Below are 17,038 nucleotides of genomic sequence, written 5' to 3'. Positions count from 1 at the left end.
GGTCTCCTCAGGCGGTGGCGTAGCGGTTGGCGGGGCGGCCCAGGCCGAGCAGGCCCCGCAGGGTCGCCGCCTCGTACCCGGTGCGGAAGGCTCCGCGGCGCTGCAGCTCGGGCACCAGCCCGCGGGTGACCTGCTCCAGGTCGTCGGGCAGGACGGCGGGCCGCAGCCGGAACCCGGTCAGCCCCGCCCGCTGCCACTCCATCAGCAGGTCGGCGAGCTGGGCCGGGGTGCCGGTGAACACCCGGGCGTCGCTGCGCAGCGGGGCGCCGGCGACGTCGTCGAGCCGGGCCAGCCGGTCGGCCGCCGCGGTGGCGTCGTCGTCGAGCACGACGAGCAGGTCGCCGAGCACGTGCACGGTCTCGGCCTCCCGGCCGGCCGCGGCCTGCTCGGTGCGGACGGCGGCGACCAGGCGGGCGGCGTCCGCGGCGTCGGTGGGCGTCACGAAGCCGACGTCGGCGCTGCGCCCGATCAGCCGCCAGGGCACCTCGGCGTGGCCGAGGGCGGCCACGAGGGGCTGCCCCTGCGGGGGACGCGGGGTGATGGAGGGCCCGCGGACGGAGAAGTGCCGGCCCTCGAAGTCGATGTAGTGCAGCTTGTCGACGTCGACGAACCGCCCGGTGGCGGCGTCGCGGATCTCCGCGTCGTCCTCCCAGCTGTCCCACAGCCGGCGCAGGACCTCCACGTAGTCCGCGGCCTCGTCGAACAGCTCGACGACCACCGGGGCGGTGGCCACGGCGTCCCGGTCGACCGGCGGCAGCTCGCGGCGTCCCAGGTGCGCGGCGACGTCGGGCCGGGCGGCCACCTGCACGCGGACCCCGGCCCGGCCGGAGCTCACGTAGTCCAGCGTGGCGATGGCCTTGGACAGGTGGAACGGCTCGGTGTGGGTGACCACGGCGGTCGGGAGGAAGCCGATGTGCCGGGTGGTCGGCGCGACCCGGGCAGCGACGAGCACGGCGTCCAGCCGGCCGCGGACCCGGTCGGTGCGGTCGTCGGCGACGAACGGGTCGTCGGACTGCAGGGCGAAGGCGTCCTCGAGGGTGACCGCGTCCAGCAGACCGCGCTCGGCCTCCTGCACCAGGTCGCTCCAGTAGCCGGCGGTCAGCAGCTCGGCCGGGCGGGCGCCGGGTTCGCGCCAGGCGGCGGGGTGCCAGCCGGCGCCGTCGAGGGCGGCGACGAGGTGGATCGGGGGGTGGGGCACGTGCTCCTCCGGGCGGCTCGGCGGTACGAGCTCCGGGTCGGCGCAGCCGACCGGGTACCGCGCTTGCGGGCCGCGGGTGCGGCTCGCCGGGTCATCACCTGGGGCACCCCGCCGCGGAGGAGGGTTGCCGGACAGCCAGCCAGGGCTCGGTGCTGCCGCTCATGACCTGCCCCCGACCGTAGTCCGGGCCGCTCGGCAATGTCCACCAGACTGGTGCGGAAAGCGGCCCGGATCACCCGCCGGCGACCGCGCCCCGATCGGTCATCGCCGCGAAACGTCGCCGACCCCTCCGGCCCGCTGGGCCCCGGTCCCGGTAACGCGAACTCGTTCCGGACGTCACCACGACGACATGCCACGCGGCAAGAGTTCTCCCCATGACGACGGGGCGGCGGCAGCGGGTGCACGACGCGCACCGGCACCTCGGCGTCCTGCCGGCGCACCCGTTCTACGGCGGCCCGCCGGTCAACCCGGACACCACCGCCCGGGCCACGATCGCCGAGCTGGTGGCCGACCTGGACCGCGAGGGCACCGAGGCCGCGCTGGTCATCCCGAACTACGGGGTGCCCGACCCGACGGCGTCCTTCGCGCTCAACGAGCTGGTCGTCGAGGCGGCGCAGACCGACGAGCGGATCCGGGCCGGGCTGTGGACCAGCCCCCGGCCGCAGGACGCCGTGGCGACGGAGAAGGCGCTCGCCCTCGCCGGTGAGCGGGGCGTCAGCGCCCTGAAGCTGTCGTTCCTGCTCGGCGGCCGGGTCACCGACGAGGCCTGCCGGCCGCAGCTGGACGCGATCTTCGCCGCCGCCCGCCAGCACGGCCTGGTCGTCCACGTGCACACCAGCCCGGGCGCGGCCAGCGACCTCGACGAGGTCGGGCTGCTGGTCGACGAGTACGCCGACGACGTCGCCGTGCACCTGGTGCACATGGGCGGGGGCATGAGCGGCCACATCAAGCTCGTCGGCCAGAGGTTCTTCGCCTGGGTCGCGGCCGGCAAGCGGGTCTACACCGACACCAGCTGGGCCATCGGCTTCGCCCCGCGCTGGTTCGCCGCCGAGATCGAGCGGCACGGCGCCGGCCACGACCGCCTGCTGTTCGCCTCCGACCAGCCCTGGGGCGACTTCGAGGGCGAGCACGCCCGCCTCGCGGCGGCGACCGGGGACGGCGAGCTCGCCGACCTGGTCTTCCGCCGCAACTTCGAGCAGCTCCACCGCCTGACCTGACCGCAGCACCCACCACCAGGAGGACGCCCCGTGACCACGCCCCTTGCCACGCCCGAGGAGATCAAGGCCAACGCCGAGGCCAGCCTCGCCGAGATCCCGCACCCGTCGCTGCCCAAGGGCAGCAACCTGTACGGCTCGACCAAGATCTTCCCCGACTACCAGGCGGGCGAGGGCGAGAGCTACTTCACCCTGGTGCACGGCATCGCGCACGAGTCCTCGGTCAGCTTCGTGGCCTGCCTGCAGGCGCTGCGGGCGCTGCGCAAGGGCTTCGAGTCGGTCCTCTACTTCTACGGCCCGGCCGCGATGAACGCCATGGCCACCCGCGGGTTCCCCACCACCGGGGACTCGGCGTTCCCGGGCGAGCAGAACATCAACGCCCAGATCGAGAAGTTCATCGAGGAGGGCGGCACGGTCTACGTCTGCCGCTTCGGGCTGAGCCTGCACGGCCTGCGCGAGGAGGACCTGATCGCCGGGTGCATCCCGTGCCACCCGCTGGACGTGCAGGACGCGCTCATCCACTACGCCCGCAAGGGCGCCATCATCAACAGCACCTACAACCTCTGACCGCGCGGCCATGACCCCGACGACGGGTACGCGGGTGGGCCACCGCGTCGACCTCGCGATCCTCGGCGTCCGGGTCGACGCCCCGGTCCGGCGACGGGCCGGGGCGGGCCCCAGCGACGACGGCCACGTGCTGCTCGACGGCGCGGGCACGGCGGTCCCGCTCAACCCCGACAGCCCCTACTCGATCAGCGGGGGACGCCTGCTGCTCGACGGCGCCGACCTCGGCCTCGACGCCGAGGCGGTCGAGCGCCCCCGCTTCTACGACCTCACCACCGCCGACGGCGTGCCCTACGAGAAGCTCGCCCGGCTGCACGGCAAGGACGTGCTGGCCACCACCGTGGTGCAGACCTGCATCCGCTACGACGAGGCCGACCGCTGCCGGTTCTGCGCCATCGAGGCGAGCCTCGCCGCCGGCGCCACCACCGCGGTGAAGACGCCGGCCCAGCTCGCCGAGGTGGCCGAGGCCGCCGTCCGGCTGGACGGGGTGCGGCAGATGGTGATGACCACCGGGACCACCAACGGCCGGGACCGCGGCGCCCGGCACCTGGCCCGCTGCGTCCGGGCGGTCACCGCGGCGGTGCCCGGCCTGCCGGTCCAGGTGCAGTGCGAGCCACCGGCCCCCGAGGACCTCGCAGCCATCGGCGAGCTCAAGGACGCCGGGGCCACCGCCATCGGCATCCACGTCGAGGCGCTGGACGACGCCGTCCGGTCCCGCTGGATGCCCGGCAAGGCCGGCGTGCCGATGAGCCAGTACGACGCCGCCTGGGCCGAGGCCGTGCGGGTGTTCGGCCGCAACCGGGTGTCCACCTACCTGCTGGTCGGGCTGGGGGAGGACCCCGACGAACTCGTCGCCGGCGCGCTGGACCTGGCCCGCCGGGGGGTCTACCCGTTCGTCGTCCCCTACCGGCCGCTGGCCGGGACGCTCGCGGCGGCCGACGGCGTCGGCGCCCCCGACCCGGCCGTGCTCGCGGACGTCACCACCCGGGTGGCCGCCGGGCTGCGGACCCTCGGCATGCGGGGGTTCGACCAGGGCGCCGGCTGCGCGGCCTGCGGGGCGTGCAGCGCACTCGGGGCGGCGGGCGCGTGAGCGACCCCCTGGAGCACAACGTGCTGCTGGTGGACCACCGCCGGCCCCCCGCCCGGCCCGGGTGGCGGCTCGAGGAGGCCGACGCGGGCGCGGTCCGCGCGCACCGGCGGCTGCGGCAGCGGGCCTTCGTCGAGGAGCAGGGCCTGTTCGCCGGCACCGACCTCGACGACACCGACGCCGACCCGCGCACCGTCGTCCTGGTGGCGCGGGGGCCCGAGGGCGCCGTGCTCGGCGGGGTGCGGCTGGCCCCGGTCGGCGCCGACGTCGGCTGGTGGACCGGCTCCCGCCTGGTGGTCGCCCCCGGCACCGCGCCCGGCGTCGGACCGGCGCTGGTCGCCGCCGCCTGCGCGCGCGCCGAGCAGGCCGGCGCGCTGCGCTTCGACGCCACCGTGCAGGACCGCTACGCCGGCCTGTTCACCCGGCTGGGCTGGCAGGTCGTGGGTCCGGCGGCCGTCGCCGGCCGCCCGCACACCGCGATGACCTGGCCCATCGGCCGTCTCGCCGCACTGGCCCGGGCCACCAAGTCCCCGCTCGGCGGCCTGCTCGCCGGGTTCCACTCCGCGGACGGGGGACTGGGCGGGGCGGGCTTCGTCGGGGACGACGGCGCCCCGGTGCCCGGCACCGACGTCGTCGCCGCGTGCGACGCGATCCTGCCGTCGATGGTCGAGCGCGACCCCGGGTGGGCCGGCTGGTGCGGGGTGCTGGTCAACGTCAACGACCTGTCCGCCATGGGCGCCGCCCCGGTCGGCCTGCTCGACGCCGTCGGGGCCCGGGACGCCTCCTTCGCGGCCCGCGTCGTGGCCGGGCTGCGCGCCGGGTCGCAGGCCTGGGGTGTCCCGGTGCTCGGCGGGCACACCCAGCTCGGCGTCCCGGCGGCGCTGAGCGTCACCGCCCTGGGCCGCACCGACCGGCCCGTCCCGGCCTCCGGCGGCCGGCCCGGTCAGCGGGTCCGGCTGACCGCCGACCTGGGCGGGGGCTGGCGGCCCGGTGCCACCGGCCGGCAGTGGGACTCCACCACCGGGCGGACCACGGAGGAGCTGCGGCTGATGGGGTCGGTCGTGGCCCGCTCCGGCCCGGCCGCGGCGAAGGACGTCTCGATGGCCGGCCTGGTCGGCACGCTCGGGATGCTCGCCGAGGCCAGCGGCTGCGGCGCCGTGCTGGACGTGGCCGCGGTGCCCCGGCCGGCGGGGGCGACCGTCGGCGACTGGTTCACCTGCTTCCCGGGCTCCGCCTTCCTCACCACCGACGTCGCCGACCGCGACGTCGCGCCCGCCGGACCGGCCACCACCGCCACCTGCGGCGAGCTGGTCCCCGGCGCCGGCGTGCACCTGCGCTGGCCCGACGGCTCGACCACCCCCGCCCTGGCCGGTCCGGTGACCGGCCTGGGCGCCTCCCGCACCCACGAGGAGTCCCCGTGACCACCTTCGCCGCCGTCGCCGCCCCGTTCGGGCGCGACCTCGACGCCGCCTTCGCCCGGATCGAGGGCCTCGTCGCCGACGCCCGGGCCCGGGGCGTGCAGCTGCTGGCGCTGCCCGAGGCCACCCTGGGCGGCTACCTGGCCTCCCTCGGCGACTCCGGGGTCACCGAGGTGCTGCCCGAGCACGCGCTCCCGCCCGCCCTGGACGTCGACGGCCCCGAGGTCGCCCGCCTGGCCCGCATCGCGGGGGACATGGTGGTCACCGCGGGGTTGTGCGAGTCCGACGGCGCCGACCGCTACAACACCGCCGTCGCGGTGACCGGGGACGGCGTGCTCGGCGTCCACCGGAAGGTGCACCAGCCGCTGGGGGAGTCCAACGTCTACGCCGCCGGCGACGGGTTCGCCGCCTTCGAGACGCCGGTGGGCCGGATCGGCATGGTGATCTGCTACGACAAGGCGTTCCCCGAGGCGGCCCGCACGCTGGCCGTGGACGGCGCGGAGGTCGTGGTCTGCATGTCGGCGTGGCCGGGCTCCCGCACCGGCGCCGCGGCCGACCTCGCCGAGGACCGCTGGACCCACCGCTTCGACCTGTTCGACCGGGCCCGGGCGCTGGAGAACCAGATCGTCTGGGTGTCGGCGAACCAGTCGGGCACCTTCGGCTCGCTGCGCTTCGTCTGCAGCGCCAAGGTCGTCGGCCCGGGCGGGGACGTGCTGGCCACCACCGGCACCGCGCCCGGCACGGCGGTCGCCTCCGTCGACGTCGGCGCGGTGCTGGCGGGGGCGCGCCGGTCGATGGGCCACCTGCGCGACCGCCGTCCCGACACCTACGGCCTGGCGGTGCCCGCATGACGCTCACCGAGGCTGCCCCACCCCGCACCGCGCTCCCGCAGCACGTCCCGGTCGCCGTCGTCGGCGGTGGCCAGGCCGGGCTGTCGATCTCCTGGCACCTGGTGCAGCGCGGCGTCGAGCACGTCGTCCTGGAGCGGGCGACGGTCGCCCACGAGTGGGTCGACGCCCGCTGGGACACCTTCTGCCTGGTCACCCCGAACTGGCAGTGCCAGCTGCCCGGCTGGCCCTACCGCGGCGACGACCCGGACGGCTTCATGGTGCGCGACGAGGTCGTGGAGTACGTGCGCTCCTACGCGGCCTCCTTCGACCCGCCGGTGCACGAGGGCGTCGCCGTCCTCCGGCTGTCCCCGGCCGCCGGGGGCGGGTACACCCTGGCGACCAGCGCGGGCGAGCTGCACGCCGACCAGGTGGTGCTGGCCGTGGGCGGCTACCACCTGCCCGTCGTCCCGCCCTGGGCCTCCGCGCTGCCCGAGCGGATCACGCAGCTGCACTCCCAGCAGTACCGCAACCCCGGCCAGCTGCCCGAGGGCGACGTCCTGGTGGTGGGCACCGGCCAGTCCGGCGCGCAGATCGCCGAGGACCTGCACCTGGCCTTCCGCGGCACCGGGCGGCGGGTGCACCTCGCGGTCGGCAGCGCGCCGCGGATCGCCCGCCGGTACCGCGGGCGCGACGTCGTGGCCTGGCTGGACGACCTGGGCCACTACGACGTGCCGGTGGAGCAGCACCGCGACGGCGAGGCCGCCCGGGTCGGCACCAACCACTACGTCACCGGCCGTGACGGCGGCCGGGACATCGACCTGCGCACCTTCGCGCTCCAGGGCATGCAGCTCTACGGCACCCTCGCCGGCCTGCGCGACGGCGTCCTGCGGTTCGAGCCGAACCTGACCGCCCACCTGGACCGGGCCGACGCCGTCGACGACGGCGCCAAGGACCTCATCGACCGGCACATCGCCGCGGCCGGCATCGACGCCCCCGCCGAGGACCGCTACGTCCCGGTCTGGGCACCGTCCGAGGACCCCACCGAGCTGGACACCGCGGCCGTCGCCGGCGTCGTCTGGGCGATCGGGTTCCGGGCCGACTGGTCGTGGGTGAGGGTGCCGGTCTTCGACGGCGCCGGGTACCCGACCCACACCCGGGGCGTGACGTCCGCGCCGGGGCTGTTCGTGCTCGGGCTGCCGTGGCTGCACACCTGGGGGTCCGGCCGGTTCTCCGGCATCGCCCGGGACGCCGCCTTCGTCGCCGACCGCATCACCGAGCTGGCCGCCGCGGGGGCGCCCAGCGGGCCGGGGGGCGCGCCGCCCGCGGCGTCGTCGGGCTCCGGCAGGGCGTGAGGATCGCCGCCGTCGCGGCCCACTTCGGGCGGGACGTCGAGGCCTGCGCCGCGAAGGTGGAGGCGATCGCCGCGGACGCCCGCGCGCAGGGGGTGGACTTGCTGGTGTTCCCGGACGCCACCCTCGGCGGCTACCTCGGCGGGTTCGGCGCCGTGGGGGAGACCGGGTTGCCGCCCGCGCTGGCCGCCGACGACGCCGTCTTCGCCCGGCTGGCCGCCGCCGCCGGCCCGGCCGTGGTGTGCCTGGCCTACCGGGAGGCCCACGGGGGACGGTTCTACAACAGCGCCGTCTGCCTGACCGGGGACGGCGTGCTCGGCCGGCACCGCAAGGTGCACCAGCCCGCGGGCGAGCTCGCCGCCTACGCCGCGGGGGATGCGTTCACCGCCTTCGACACCCCGCTGGGCCGGCTGGGCATGCTCGTGGACTACGACAAGACCTTCCCCGAGGCCGCCCGGACCCTCGCCGCCGACGGCGCGCACGTGCTGGCCTGCCTGTCCGCCTGGCCGGCGTCGCTGACCAACCGGGCCCCGCGGCTGGTGCAGGACCGGCAGTCGCGGCTGTTCGACCTCTACGACTGCGCCCGGGCCGCGGAGAACCAGGTGGTCGTGGTGTCGGCCAACCAGACCGGGACGATGGGCCGGCTGCGGTTCCTCGGCCAGTCCAAGGTGGTCGGCCCCGGGGGCGACGTGCTGGCCCGCACCTGGGCCAAGGCCGGGCTGGCGGTGGCCGACCTGGACGTCGCCGGGGAGGTCACCCGCTCCCGGCTCGTGCTCTCCCACCTGCGGGAGCTCCGACCGGAGGCGTACTCGTGAGGATCGCGCTGCTCACCTACTCCACCAAGCCCCGCGGCGGGGTGGTGCACACGCTCGCGCTGGCCGAGGCGATGGCGCGGGCCGGGCACGTCGTGCACGTCTGGTCGCTGGGCCGGGGCGGGGACGCCGCGTTCTTCCGGCCGGTCGACCCGGCCGTCGAGCTGCGGCTGGTGCCGTTCCCCGACGTGCCCGGGGAGGACGTCGGGGCGCGCATCCTGCGGTCGATCGCGGTGCTGGCGGCCGCGTTCGAGGACGCCGACTACGACGTCGTGCACGCCCAGGACTGCATCTCGGCCAACGCCGTGCCCGACTGCGTGCGGACCGTGCACCACCTGGACACCTTCACCACCCCGGAGCTCGCGGCGTGCCACGAGCGGGCCGTGGTCACCCCGCACACCCTGGTCTGCGTGTCCTCGGCCGTGGCGGCGGAGGTCGCCGCGGGGTGGGGGAGGACGGCGTCGGTCATCCCGAACGGGGTCGACGCGGCCCGGTTCGCGGTGGCCGCGGGGCCCGACGGCGCCGCCGGGCGCGGGCGGTGGCGCGCCCGGCTGGGCCGTTACGTGCTCGCCGTCGGCGGGATCGAACCGCGCAAGGGCACCCTGGACCTCGTCGAGGCGATGGCCGTGGTGCAGCGGCGCCGTCCGGACCTGGAGCTGGTCGTCGCCGGCGGCGAGACCCTGTTCGACTACCGCGACTACCGCGCCCGGGTCGACGCCCGTGCCGCCGAGCTCGCCGTCCACCCCGTGGTGCTGGGCCCGGTCGACCACGAGCAGCTGCCGACCCTCGTCGCGGGCGCCGAGGTCTTCGCCTTCCCCTCGACCAAGGAGGGCTTCGGCCTGGCGGCCATGGAGGCGCTGGCCGCGGGCGTGCCCGTGGTGACCCGGGACCTGCCGGTGCTGCGCGAGGTCTTCGGGCCGGCAGCGGCGTTCGCGAGCGGGCCGGCCGGGTTCGCCGCCGCCCTGCTCGCGGGGTCGGCCGGGGAGGACCAGCAGCGCGTCGCCGCCGGCCGGGCGCTGGCCGCCGCGCACGACTGGGACCGCGCGGCCGCCGCGCACCTCGACCTGTACCGCACCTCCGTGCCGCACCGGCGATCCACCACCGGGGCCGACGGACGCTGAGCCGGGCGACCGGGGCGGTGGACCCTGCCCGACCGGGCAGGTGTCCCTGCCCGACCGGGCCGACCTGCCGGTCCGGACGGCCGGTTGCACCTGCTCGCAACTCCCGGACGGTGTGACCCCGGCCATAGGTTCGCGGCCACCCCAGCACCGTCGCTGCCGCAGGAGGCCAGGCCATGCAGGTCGAAGAACTGCTCAAGCCGTTCCCGATCAAGGAGTTCCACCCGTTCCCCCGGGCGATGCTCGGGCCGGGCGCCCACGAGCTGATCGGCCCGGAGGCCAAGAAGCTCGGCTTCAGGAAGTCGCTGATCATGACGTCGGGCCTGCGCGGCACGAACATCGTGGAGAAGATCGCCGAGTCCATGAAGTGGCACGGCCTGGACGTCGTGGTCTACGACAAGGTGGAGTCCAACCCCAAGGACTACAACGTCATGGACGCGGTCAAGCTCTACCAGGAGAACGACTGCGACAGCTTCGTCTCCATCGGCGGCGGCTCCAGCCACGACGCCTGCAAGGGCGCCCGCATCTCGGTGGCCCACGACGGCCGCAGCGTCAACGAGTTCGAGGGCTTCAACCAGAGCGAGAACCCCAAGAACCCGCCGCACATCGCGGTCTCCACCACCGCCGGCACCGGTTCGGAGACCTCCTGGGCCTACGTCATCACCGACACCACGACCGACCCGGACAACCCGCACAAGTACGTCGCCTTCGACGACACCTCGGTGACCACCCTGGCCATCGACGACCCGGTGCTCTACTACGACTGCCCGGTCGACTACACCGCGCAGTGCGGCTTCGACGTCCTGGCGCACGCCTCCGAGCCCTACGTCAGCCGGCTGAACTTCGCCCCCTCGCTGGGCAACGCCCTGTACGCGGTCAAGCTGACCGCGGAGAACCTGCGCCAGGCGGTCTGGAACGGCCAGGACTTGGCCGGCCGCGAGGGGATGATGTACGCCCAGTACATCGCCGCGCAGGCCTTCAACTCCGGCGGCCTGGGCATCATCCACTCGATCAGCCACGCCGTGAGCGCCTTCTACGACACCCACCACGGCCTCAACAACGCCATCGCGCTGCCGCGGGTCTGGGCGTTCAACATGCCCACCCAGTACAAGCGGTTCGCCGAGCTGGCCACCGCGATGGGTGTGGACACCTACGGCATGACCGACGTGCAGGCCGCCGAGGCCGCCCTGGCCGCCGCCATCCGGCTGCTGCGCGACGTCGGCATCACCGAGCGCTTCGTCGACGTCAAGGCCGACACCTACTCGAAGAACCGGCTGGGCCAGGGCCCCACGAAGTTCTACGAGAACGCCGGGGTCATCGCCGGGGACGACAAGGACGTCGACCGGATCACCCACCACGTCCTCGGCGACGCCTGCACGCCGGGCAACGCCAAGGAGTGCACCTTCGAGACCGTCCGCCCCGTGGTCGAGCACTGCATGACCGGCGACCTCGACGACCTCCTCTCCTGACCCGAGCCGGCGGGGGTGCCGGTGCCGGCCTGCCCGGCACCCCCGCCACCCCTTCCCGAGGAGCGTGCGCATGACCGATGACTTCGACGGCGTGGACGACGTGGCCCGTGCCTTCGCCGAGAACGGCTACATCACCGACCGGCGGCTGGCCACCACCACCTTCGTGATGAGCCGGCTGGACAAGCCGCTGCTGCTCGAGGGGCCGGCGGGGGTCGGCAAGACCGAGCTCGCCAAGACCCTCGCCGCGGCCACCGGGCGGCGGCTGCTGCGGCTGCAGTGCTACGAGGGCCAGGACGAGACCAAGGCCCTCTACGAGTGGGACTACGGCAAGCAGCTGCTCTACACCCAGATCCTGCGGGAGAAGACCGCGGAGCTGCTGGCCGACACCACCACCATGGCCGGCGCGGTCGAGCGGGTCGCCGAGCAGGACAGCGCCTTCTTCTCCGACCGGTTCCTCGCCGCCCGCCCGCTGCTGGAGGCCGTCCGGTCCCCGGAGCCGGTGGTGCTGCTCGTCGACGAGGTCGACCGGGCCGACGAGGCGCTGGAGGCGGTGCTGCTGGAGATGCTCGCCGAGTACCAGGTGTCGGTGCCCGAGATCGGCACCTTCGTCGCCGAGCACCCGCCCTACGTGATCCTGACCAGCAACAACACCCGCGACCTGTCCGCGGCCCTCAAGCGGCGCTGCCTGCACCTGTTCCTGGAGTACCCCGACGCCGAGCGCGAGCTGGAGATCCTGCGGAGCAAGGGGACCGGCCTGGACGACGTCGCGGCGCAGAAGCTGGTCCAGATCGTCCGGGGCCTGCGGGGGCTGGACCTGCGCAAGTCGCCGTCGATCTCGGAGACCATCGACTGGGCGCGCACCCTCGCCGTCCTCGGGGTGACCGAGCTCGAGGCCGAGGTGCTGGCCGACACCGTCTCCGTCGTCGCCAAGTACGAGCGGGACGTCGAGCGCTCCCGGGCCGCGCTGCCCCGGTTGGTCGACCCCAACGCGGTGGTCCCCGACCACCTGCACGGCCACGGCTACGACCACGGGCACCCCCACTCCCACGGCGGCCACGACCACGGCCACGGGCAGGACGACGACGGCGGCAAGGCGCGGCGCGCGGCCAAGGACACCCCGGGCCGGCACGACGACGAGTACTACGGCCAGCGCGCCAGCGGGTCGGGCAGCGACAAGGCCGGCGGCGCCCGGGAGATCCCGGCCGCCCCGCGCGGGGTGACGTCGTCCCAGGGGGCCCGCTCCTTCCCCGGCAACAGGGGCGCCGCCCGTCGCCGGCCGGTCTGATGGAGGGGGCGCTGCACCGGTTCGTCCGGCTGCTGCGGCTGCGCGGCATGCGGATCTCCACCGCCGAGGCGGTGGACGCCTTCGCCGCCGCGGCCGCCGTCGAGGTGGGCGACCGCGCCTCGCTGGAGGCCGCGCTCGGCGCGGCGCTGCTCAAGGACCGCCGCGACGCCGAGGTCTTCGCCGACACCTTCGCGAAGTTCTTCGGGCTGCGGGCGGTCACGGACGTCGCCGAGGGACACAGCCACGCCCACGACGACCTGGTCGACGAGGGCGAGCTGACCCGGATGACCTGGTCCCGGGAACCCGGCGGCGAACCCGAGCAGGGCCACAGCCACGGCAAGCCGATGGACATCCGGGACTACTTCAGGCCGGAGGACCTCACCCAGCAGTACAACCTGCACCAGGAGGCCAACAAGGTCGACCTGGCCAGCCTCACCCAGCAGATCGTGCTCTCCAGCGAGCCGGTCGGGAACGCCGACGGTCAGGACAAGGTGCAGGTCGAGGTGGGCCGGCTGCACGACCCCGGGCTGCCCGGCGACCTGGTGCGGGCCGGGGGCACCCAGCTGGACGCCGAGCTGTCGGTCGCCCAGCAGCAGGCCCTGCGCGACTGGCTGGCCGACCCGGTCGACGACCTGGACCCCGAGGTCGCCGAGGTGCTGCGCCGCCAGCTGGCCGGCGTGATCGACGACCTGCCCGAGCTGCTGAAGGCCCACCTGCAGAAGCTCGCCGAGATGACCGACCTGGCCATCGAGGAGCGCGAGCTGCGCGCGGCACCGGTGCAGCGGGTGACCGAGGCCGAGCGGGCGCGGATCGAGGAGTCGCTGCGCCGGCTCGCCACCTCGCTGCACGGCGGGCTCACGCACAAGAAGCGGCGCACCCCCCGCGGGCGGGTCGACGTCTCCCGGACCATGCGGTCGAACATGAAGTACGACGGCGTCCCGTTCCGGCCGGTCACCACCCGGCTGGCGGAGGACAAGCCCCGCCTGGTCGTCGTCGCCGACGTCTCGCTCTCGGTGCGCACGACGGCCCGGTTCACCCTGCACGTGGTGCACGCCCTGCAGGACCTCTTCGCGCAGGTGCGCACCTTCGCCTTCGTCGACGACGTCGTCGAGATCACCGACCTGTTCGACGAGCACCCCCTGGAGCACGCGCTGGGCCTGGTCTTCGGCGGCGACGTCATCGACGTGGACGCCACCAGCGACTACGGCACCGTGTTCGCGGAGCTCGCCGCCGAGCACGCCGGGGCCCTCACCCGCCGGACGACGCTGCTGGTGCTCGGCGACGGCCGCGGCAACGGCAACGCCCCCCGGCTGGACGTCTTCGCCGACCTGGCCCGCCGGGTCCGCGAGACGATCTGGCTCACCCCGGAACCGAGGTACTCCTGGGCCCTCGGCGGCTGCGACCTGCCGGCCTACGCCGACGTGTGCGACCGGGTCGAGGTCATCCGCGACATGGCCGCGCTGGAGGGCTTCGCCACCGACGTGGTCACCCGCGCGGTCAGATGAGACCGAGCTTCGAGCCGGCGTAGACGGCCTCGGCCCGCCGCGACACCGACAGCTTGCGCAGCACGTTGCCCACGTGGAACTTCGCGGTCGTCGCCGAGATGTAGAGCTCCCGGCCGATCGCCTCGTTGGACAGTCCCCGGGCCAGCAGGGCCAGCACCTCCCGCTCGCGCGCGGTGAGGTCGGTGCCGTCCGGGCCCGTGGCCGGGGCGGCCAGCGACGCGACGACGGCGGCCGCACTGTGGCTGTCGAAGGCCGACTCCCCGCGCCGCACCGCCCGGATGGCGGCGACCAGGGCGGTGGCGTCGACGTCCTTGAGCACGTAGCCCCGCGCCCCGGCCTGGATCGCGCGCAGCACCAGCTGCTGGTCCAGGAAGGTGGTCACCACCAGCACCCCCGGGGACGACGGGCCGCCGGTGAGCTCCCCGCACAGCGCCAGGCCCTCGACGTCGGACCCGGCCGACAGCTTGAGGTCCAGCAGCACGATGTGCGGCCGCTCCCGGACCACCAGGTCCAGCGCCTCGCCGGGGGTGGCGGCCTCGCCGACCACCCGGATGTCGGGCTCCCGCTCCAGGATCGACCGCAGCCCCTGCCGCACGATCGCGTGGTCGTCGACGACCACCAGCCTGATGCGCTCAGCCACCGTCCACCTCCACGGGCAGGGCGACGTCCACCCGGACCCCGCCCAGCCGGGCGCGGCCGACGCGCAGCACCGCCCCGACCTCCGCCGCCCGCGACGCCATGTTCACCAGCCCGTGGTGCCGGCCGTCGGGGGAGCGCAGCGCGCGGCGCAGCACCTCCGGGGAGCCGGTCCCGTCGTCGGCGACCGACAGCCGCACCGCGCCGGGCCGGTAGGCCAGCCGCACGGTGCACCGGGTGGCGCCGGCGTGCCGGGTGGTGTTGAACAGGCACTCGGTCGCGATCTTGTGCAGCGCCTCCGCGGCGGGGGGCGGCAGCGGCACCGGCCGGCCCTCGACCCGGACCGCGACGGCCAGCCCCGGCACCGGGTGCTCGGCGGGCAGCCGGGCCAGCAGACCGGGCAGGTCGTCCTCGTGGTCGGCCGACAGCGCGTGGATGGCCCCGCGCAGCCGCTCGACCGCCTCCCGGGTGAGCGCCTTGGCGTGGTCGAGCCGCTCGTAGACCTCGCGGTGGTGCTCGACCTCGGGCCGGCACCACTCGATCGTCATGCCCGCCGAGAGCACGTGCTGGGCGACGCTGTCGTGCAGCTCGCGGGCGATCCGGTGCCGCTCGACGTCGACGGCCTCCCGCTGCGCGGCGACGTCCAGCCGGCGCTCGGCCTCGGCCAGCTGGCGGTGCCGCTCGGCGAGGTCGCGGGCCCGCTGCTCGGCCTCGGCGTAGAGCTGCTCGGTCTGCCGGCGCAGCGCCTCCGAGCCGGCCAGCAGGTGGTCGCTGAGCAGGGCGACGGCCGACTGGTTGCCCACGATCCGCAGGATGGCCAGGTCCGCGGCCGAGGCCGCCGCGTGCGGGCCGACCCAGGCGACCAGCGCGCCGGTGGCCTCGCCGTCCACCACGAGCGGGACGACCACGGCGCCGTCGTCGTCCAGGTGCGGGTCGACCCCGCCGCCGGCCAGCGCCCCGGCCACCGCCCGGCCCACGCCGGCGGGCAGGTCGTCCAGCCCGTGCAGCGGGTCGCCGTCCGGCCCGCGGGCGACCAGCCGCGGCCGGGCGAGGGGCAGCGCGTCCGCGCGCAGCGCCAGCACCACCCAGCTCGCGCCGAGGTGCTCGGCGGTGGCGTCGACCACCGCCCGGCACAGCGCACCGGCGCCCTGGCCGGTCGCCGACAGCACCTGGGCGATGCGGTCCAGCGAGCCCAGCGCCCGGGTCAGCTTCTCCGCGGTGTGCCGGTACTCGGCGTACCAGGTGGGCTTGGAGGAGCGCAGGCCGGTGAGCTCGGTGATGCCGGGGGTGGTCACATCGCGGCCCGGAACAGGTCGGTGACCTCGGCGGCGCCGGCGTCGCGCGGGTTGGTGGACAGGCAGGCGTCGGCCAGCGTGCTCGCCGCCAGGGTGCCCAGGTCGGCGGGCCGCACCCCGAGCTCGGCCAACCCCGCGGGGCAGCCCAGGTCGGCGGCCAGCGCGGCCACCGCGTCCGCGGCGGCGTCGGCGGCCGCCCCGGCGGACAGCCGGGTGGTGTCGACGCCGAGGGCCGCGGCGACGGGCACGAAGCGCTCGGCCGAGTGCTGCGCGTTGAACCGCATGACGTGGGGGAGCAGCACCCCGTTGAGCACGCCGTGCGGCAGGTCCAGCAGCCCGCCGACCTGGTGGCTCATCGCGTGCGTGGCGCCGAGGATGGCGTTGGTGAAGGCCAGGCCCGCCTCCAGGCTGGCCTGCGCCATCGCGGTGCGGGCGGCCTCGTCGTCCGGGTGGGTCAGCGTGCGCCGCAGGTTGCCCGCGATCAGCTGCACCGCGTGCAGGGCATGGGCGTCGGACAGCGGGCCGTGCGCCCGCGACACGTAGGCCTCGACCGCGTGGGTGAGGGCGTCCAGGCCGGTGGCGGCGGCCAGCTCGTCGGGCATGGTGGTCAGCAGCCGCGGGTCGGTGACCGAGATGTCGGGGACGAGGGCCCGGCCGATCAGGGTGGCCTTGACCCGCCGGCCGGTGTCGGTGACGACGGCGAACTGCGAGACGTCGGCGCCGGTGCCGGCGGTGGTGGGGCACATGACCGTGGGCGGCAGGGCCAGGCCCACCCGGTCCACGCCCTCGTAGTCCAGGATCGCGCCGCCGTTGCTGGCCACCACCGCGATGGCCTTGGCGGCGTCGATGACCGACCCGCCACCGAGCCCGACGACGACGTCGCACCCGCTCTCGGCGTAGGCCCGTGCCCCGGCCGCCACCTCGTGGTCCTTGGGGTTAGGCGTCATCCCCTGCCAGACCGTGCCGGTCAGCCCGGCCGCGGCCAGGTGCCCGGCCAGCTCGTCCCACCAGCCGGCGGCGGCCACGCCCTCGTCGGTGACCACGAAGGGGCGGCGGGCGCCGAGCCGGCGGGCGGCGTGGCCGGCCTCGGACAGCGCACCCCAGCCGAACACGACCTCGGGGACCAGGTACTTGCTGAACGGCCCGCTGGCCGACGCGGGCGCCGGAGGGCGCTCGGGGGTGCTCAGGACGGCGGTCATGGGCGGGCCCTCCTCGCGACGGCGGCACCCGAGGCTAGCCCGTCCGACGCCGGATGTGG

15 protein-coding genes and 1 riboswitch are annotated in these 17,038 nt (G+C 75.5%); of the genes, 11 read left to right on the top strand and 4 right to left on the bottom strand.

The genetic code is table 11. From position 1 onward, the window contains the following. Positions 1 to 7 precede the first annotated feature (7 nt). Positions 8 to 1,198, bottom strand: a complete 1,191-nt coding sequence (locus tag BM158_RS15735) for an LLM class flavin-dependent oxidoreductase (RefSeq protein ID WP_091560978.1) — start codon at positions 1,196 to 1,198, stop codon at positions 8 to 10. Positions 1,199 to 1,252: 54 nt separating this feature from the next. Next, positions 1,253 to 1,365: riboswitch (SAM riboswitch) on the bottom strand. A gap of 207 nt (positions 1,366 to 1,572) precedes the next feature. Between BM158_RS15735 and BM158_RS15730 the strand changes: the two genes are divergently transcribed. The 11 genes from BM158_RS15730 (at position 1,573) to BM158_RS15680 (ending at position 13,849) form a co-directional block, all read left to right on the top strand. Continuing rightward, positions 1,573 to 2,415, top strand: a complete 843-nt coding sequence (locus tag BM158_RS15730; RefSeq protein ID WP_091560975.1) for an amidohydrolase family protein — start codon at positions 1,573 to 1,575, stop codon at positions 2,413 to 2,415. A 30-nt stretch (positions 2,416 to 2,445) separates the two neighbouring features. Further along, on the top strand, positions 2,446 to 2,979 hold the full coding sequence (locus BM158_RS15725) for an MSMEG_0572/Sll0783 family nitrogen starvation response protein (protein ID WP_207506642.1): 534 nt from the start codon (positions 2,446 to 2,448) through the stop codon (positions 2,977 to 2,979). Positions 2,980 to 2,989: 10 nt separating this feature from the next. Continuing rightward, on the top strand, positions 2,990 to 4,066 hold the full coding sequence (locus BM158_RS15720; protein ID WP_091560973.1) for an MSMEG_0568 family radical SAM protein: 1,077 nt from the start codon (positions 2,990 to 2,992) through the stop codon (positions 4,064 to 4,066). Continuing rightward, positions 4,063 to 5,484, top strand: coding sequence for an MSMEG_0567/sll0787 family protein (locus BM158_RS15715; RefSeq protein WP_207506640.1), 1,422 nt, complete (start codon positions 4,063 to 4,065; stop codon positions 5,482 to 5,484). Before BM158_RS15720 ends, BM158_RS15715 begins: the two co-directional genes overlap by 4 nt. Continuing rightward, a complete protein-coding gene (locus BM158_RS15710) occupies positions 5,481 to 6,332 on the top strand; it encodes a carbon-nitrogen hydrolase family protein (protein ID WP_091560970.1) in 852 nt (283 codons plus the stop codon). The genes BM158_RS15715 and BM158_RS15710 overlap by 4 nt, the downstream gene beginning before the upstream one ends. Further along, positions 6,329 to 7,663, top strand: a complete 1,335-nt coding sequence (locus BM158_RS15705) for an MSMEG_0569 family flavin-dependent oxidoreductase (RefSeq protein WP_091560967.1) — start codon at positions 6,329 to 6,331, stop codon at positions 7,661 to 7,663. The genes BM158_RS15710 and BM158_RS15705 overlap by 4 nt, the downstream gene beginning before the upstream one ends. Further along, positions 7,660 to 8,475: a carbon-nitrogen hydrolase family protein gene (locus BM158_RS15700; protein ID WP_091560964.1), complete on the top strand. Its 816-nt coding sequence runs from the start codon at positions 7,660 to 7,662 to the stop codon at positions 8,473 to 8,475. The genes BM158_RS15705 and BM158_RS15700 overlap by 4 nt, the downstream gene beginning before the upstream one ends. Further along, the gene (locus tag BM158_RS15695) at positions 8,472 to 9,593 is read left to right on the top strand and encodes an MSMEG_0565 family glycosyltransferase (RefSeq protein WP_091560959.1); all 1,122 of its coding nucleotides are present in this window, start codon (positions 8,472 to 8,474) and stop codon (positions 9,591 to 9,593) included. The genes BM158_RS15700 and BM158_RS15695 overlap by 4 nt, the downstream gene beginning before the upstream one ends. 173 nt (positions 9,594 to 9,766) lie before the next feature. Further along, the gene (gene mdo / locus BM158_RS15690) at positions 9,767 to 11,059 is read left to right on the top strand and encodes an NDMA-dependent methanol dehydrogenase (protein WP_091560956.1); all 1,293 of its coding nucleotides are present in this window, start codon (positions 9,767 to 9,769) and stop codon (positions 11,057 to 11,059) included. Positions 11,060 to 11,129: 70 nt separating this feature from the next. Beyond that, positions 11,130 to 12,344, top strand: a complete 1,215-nt coding sequence (locus tag BM158_RS15685; RefSeq protein WP_091560952.1) for an AAA family ATPase — start codon at positions 11,130 to 11,132, stop codon at positions 12,342 to 12,344. Next, complete coding sequence (locus BM158_RS15680; RefSeq protein WP_091560948.1) at positions 12,344 to 13,849, top strand: VWA domain-containing protein; 1,506 nt, start codon at positions 12,344 to 12,346, stop codon at positions 13,847 to 13,849. Before BM158_RS15685 ends, BM158_RS15680 begins: the two co-directional genes overlap by 1 nt. On the opposite strand, the gene BM158_RS15675 is transcribed toward BM158_RS15680, so the two are convergent. The 3 genes from BM158_RS15675 to BM158_RS15665 are packed head-to-tail and all read right to left on the bottom strand — an operon-like array spanning position 13,842 to position 16,979. After that, a complete protein-coding gene (locus BM158_RS15675; protein ID WP_091560946.1) occupies positions 13,842 to 14,489 on the bottom strand; it encodes a MadR family response regulator transcription factor in 648 nt (215 codons plus the stop codon). The genes BM158_RS15680 and BM158_RS15675 overlap by 8 nt on opposite strands. Then, positions 14,482 to 15,780, bottom strand: a complete 1,299-nt coding sequence (locus tag BM158_RS15670; protein WP_131802066.1) for a sensor histidine kinase — start codon at positions 15,778 to 15,780, stop codon at positions 14,482 to 14,484. Before BM158_RS15670 ends, BM158_RS15675 begins: the two co-directional genes overlap by 8 nt. Then, positions 15,777 to 16,979: an iron-containing alcohol dehydrogenase gene (locus tag BM158_RS15665; protein ID WP_091560942.1), complete on the bottom strand. Its 1,203-nt coding sequence runs from the start codon at positions 16,977 to 16,979 to the stop codon at positions 15,777 to 15,779. The genes BM158_RS15670 and BM158_RS15665 overlap by 4 nt, the downstream gene beginning before the upstream one ends. Positions 16,980 to 17,038 lie beyond the last annotated feature (59 nt).

It is taken from the genome of Klenkia taihuensis (genome assembly GCF_900112525.1).
Taxonomy (GTDB): domain Bacteria; phylum Actinomycetota; class Actinomycetes; order Mycobacteriales; family Geodermatophilaceae; genus Klenkia; species Klenkia taihuensis.
The sequence above is the reverse complement of the archived record's forward strand: the minus strand, read 5'-3'. Positions and strand labels throughout refer to the sequence as shown.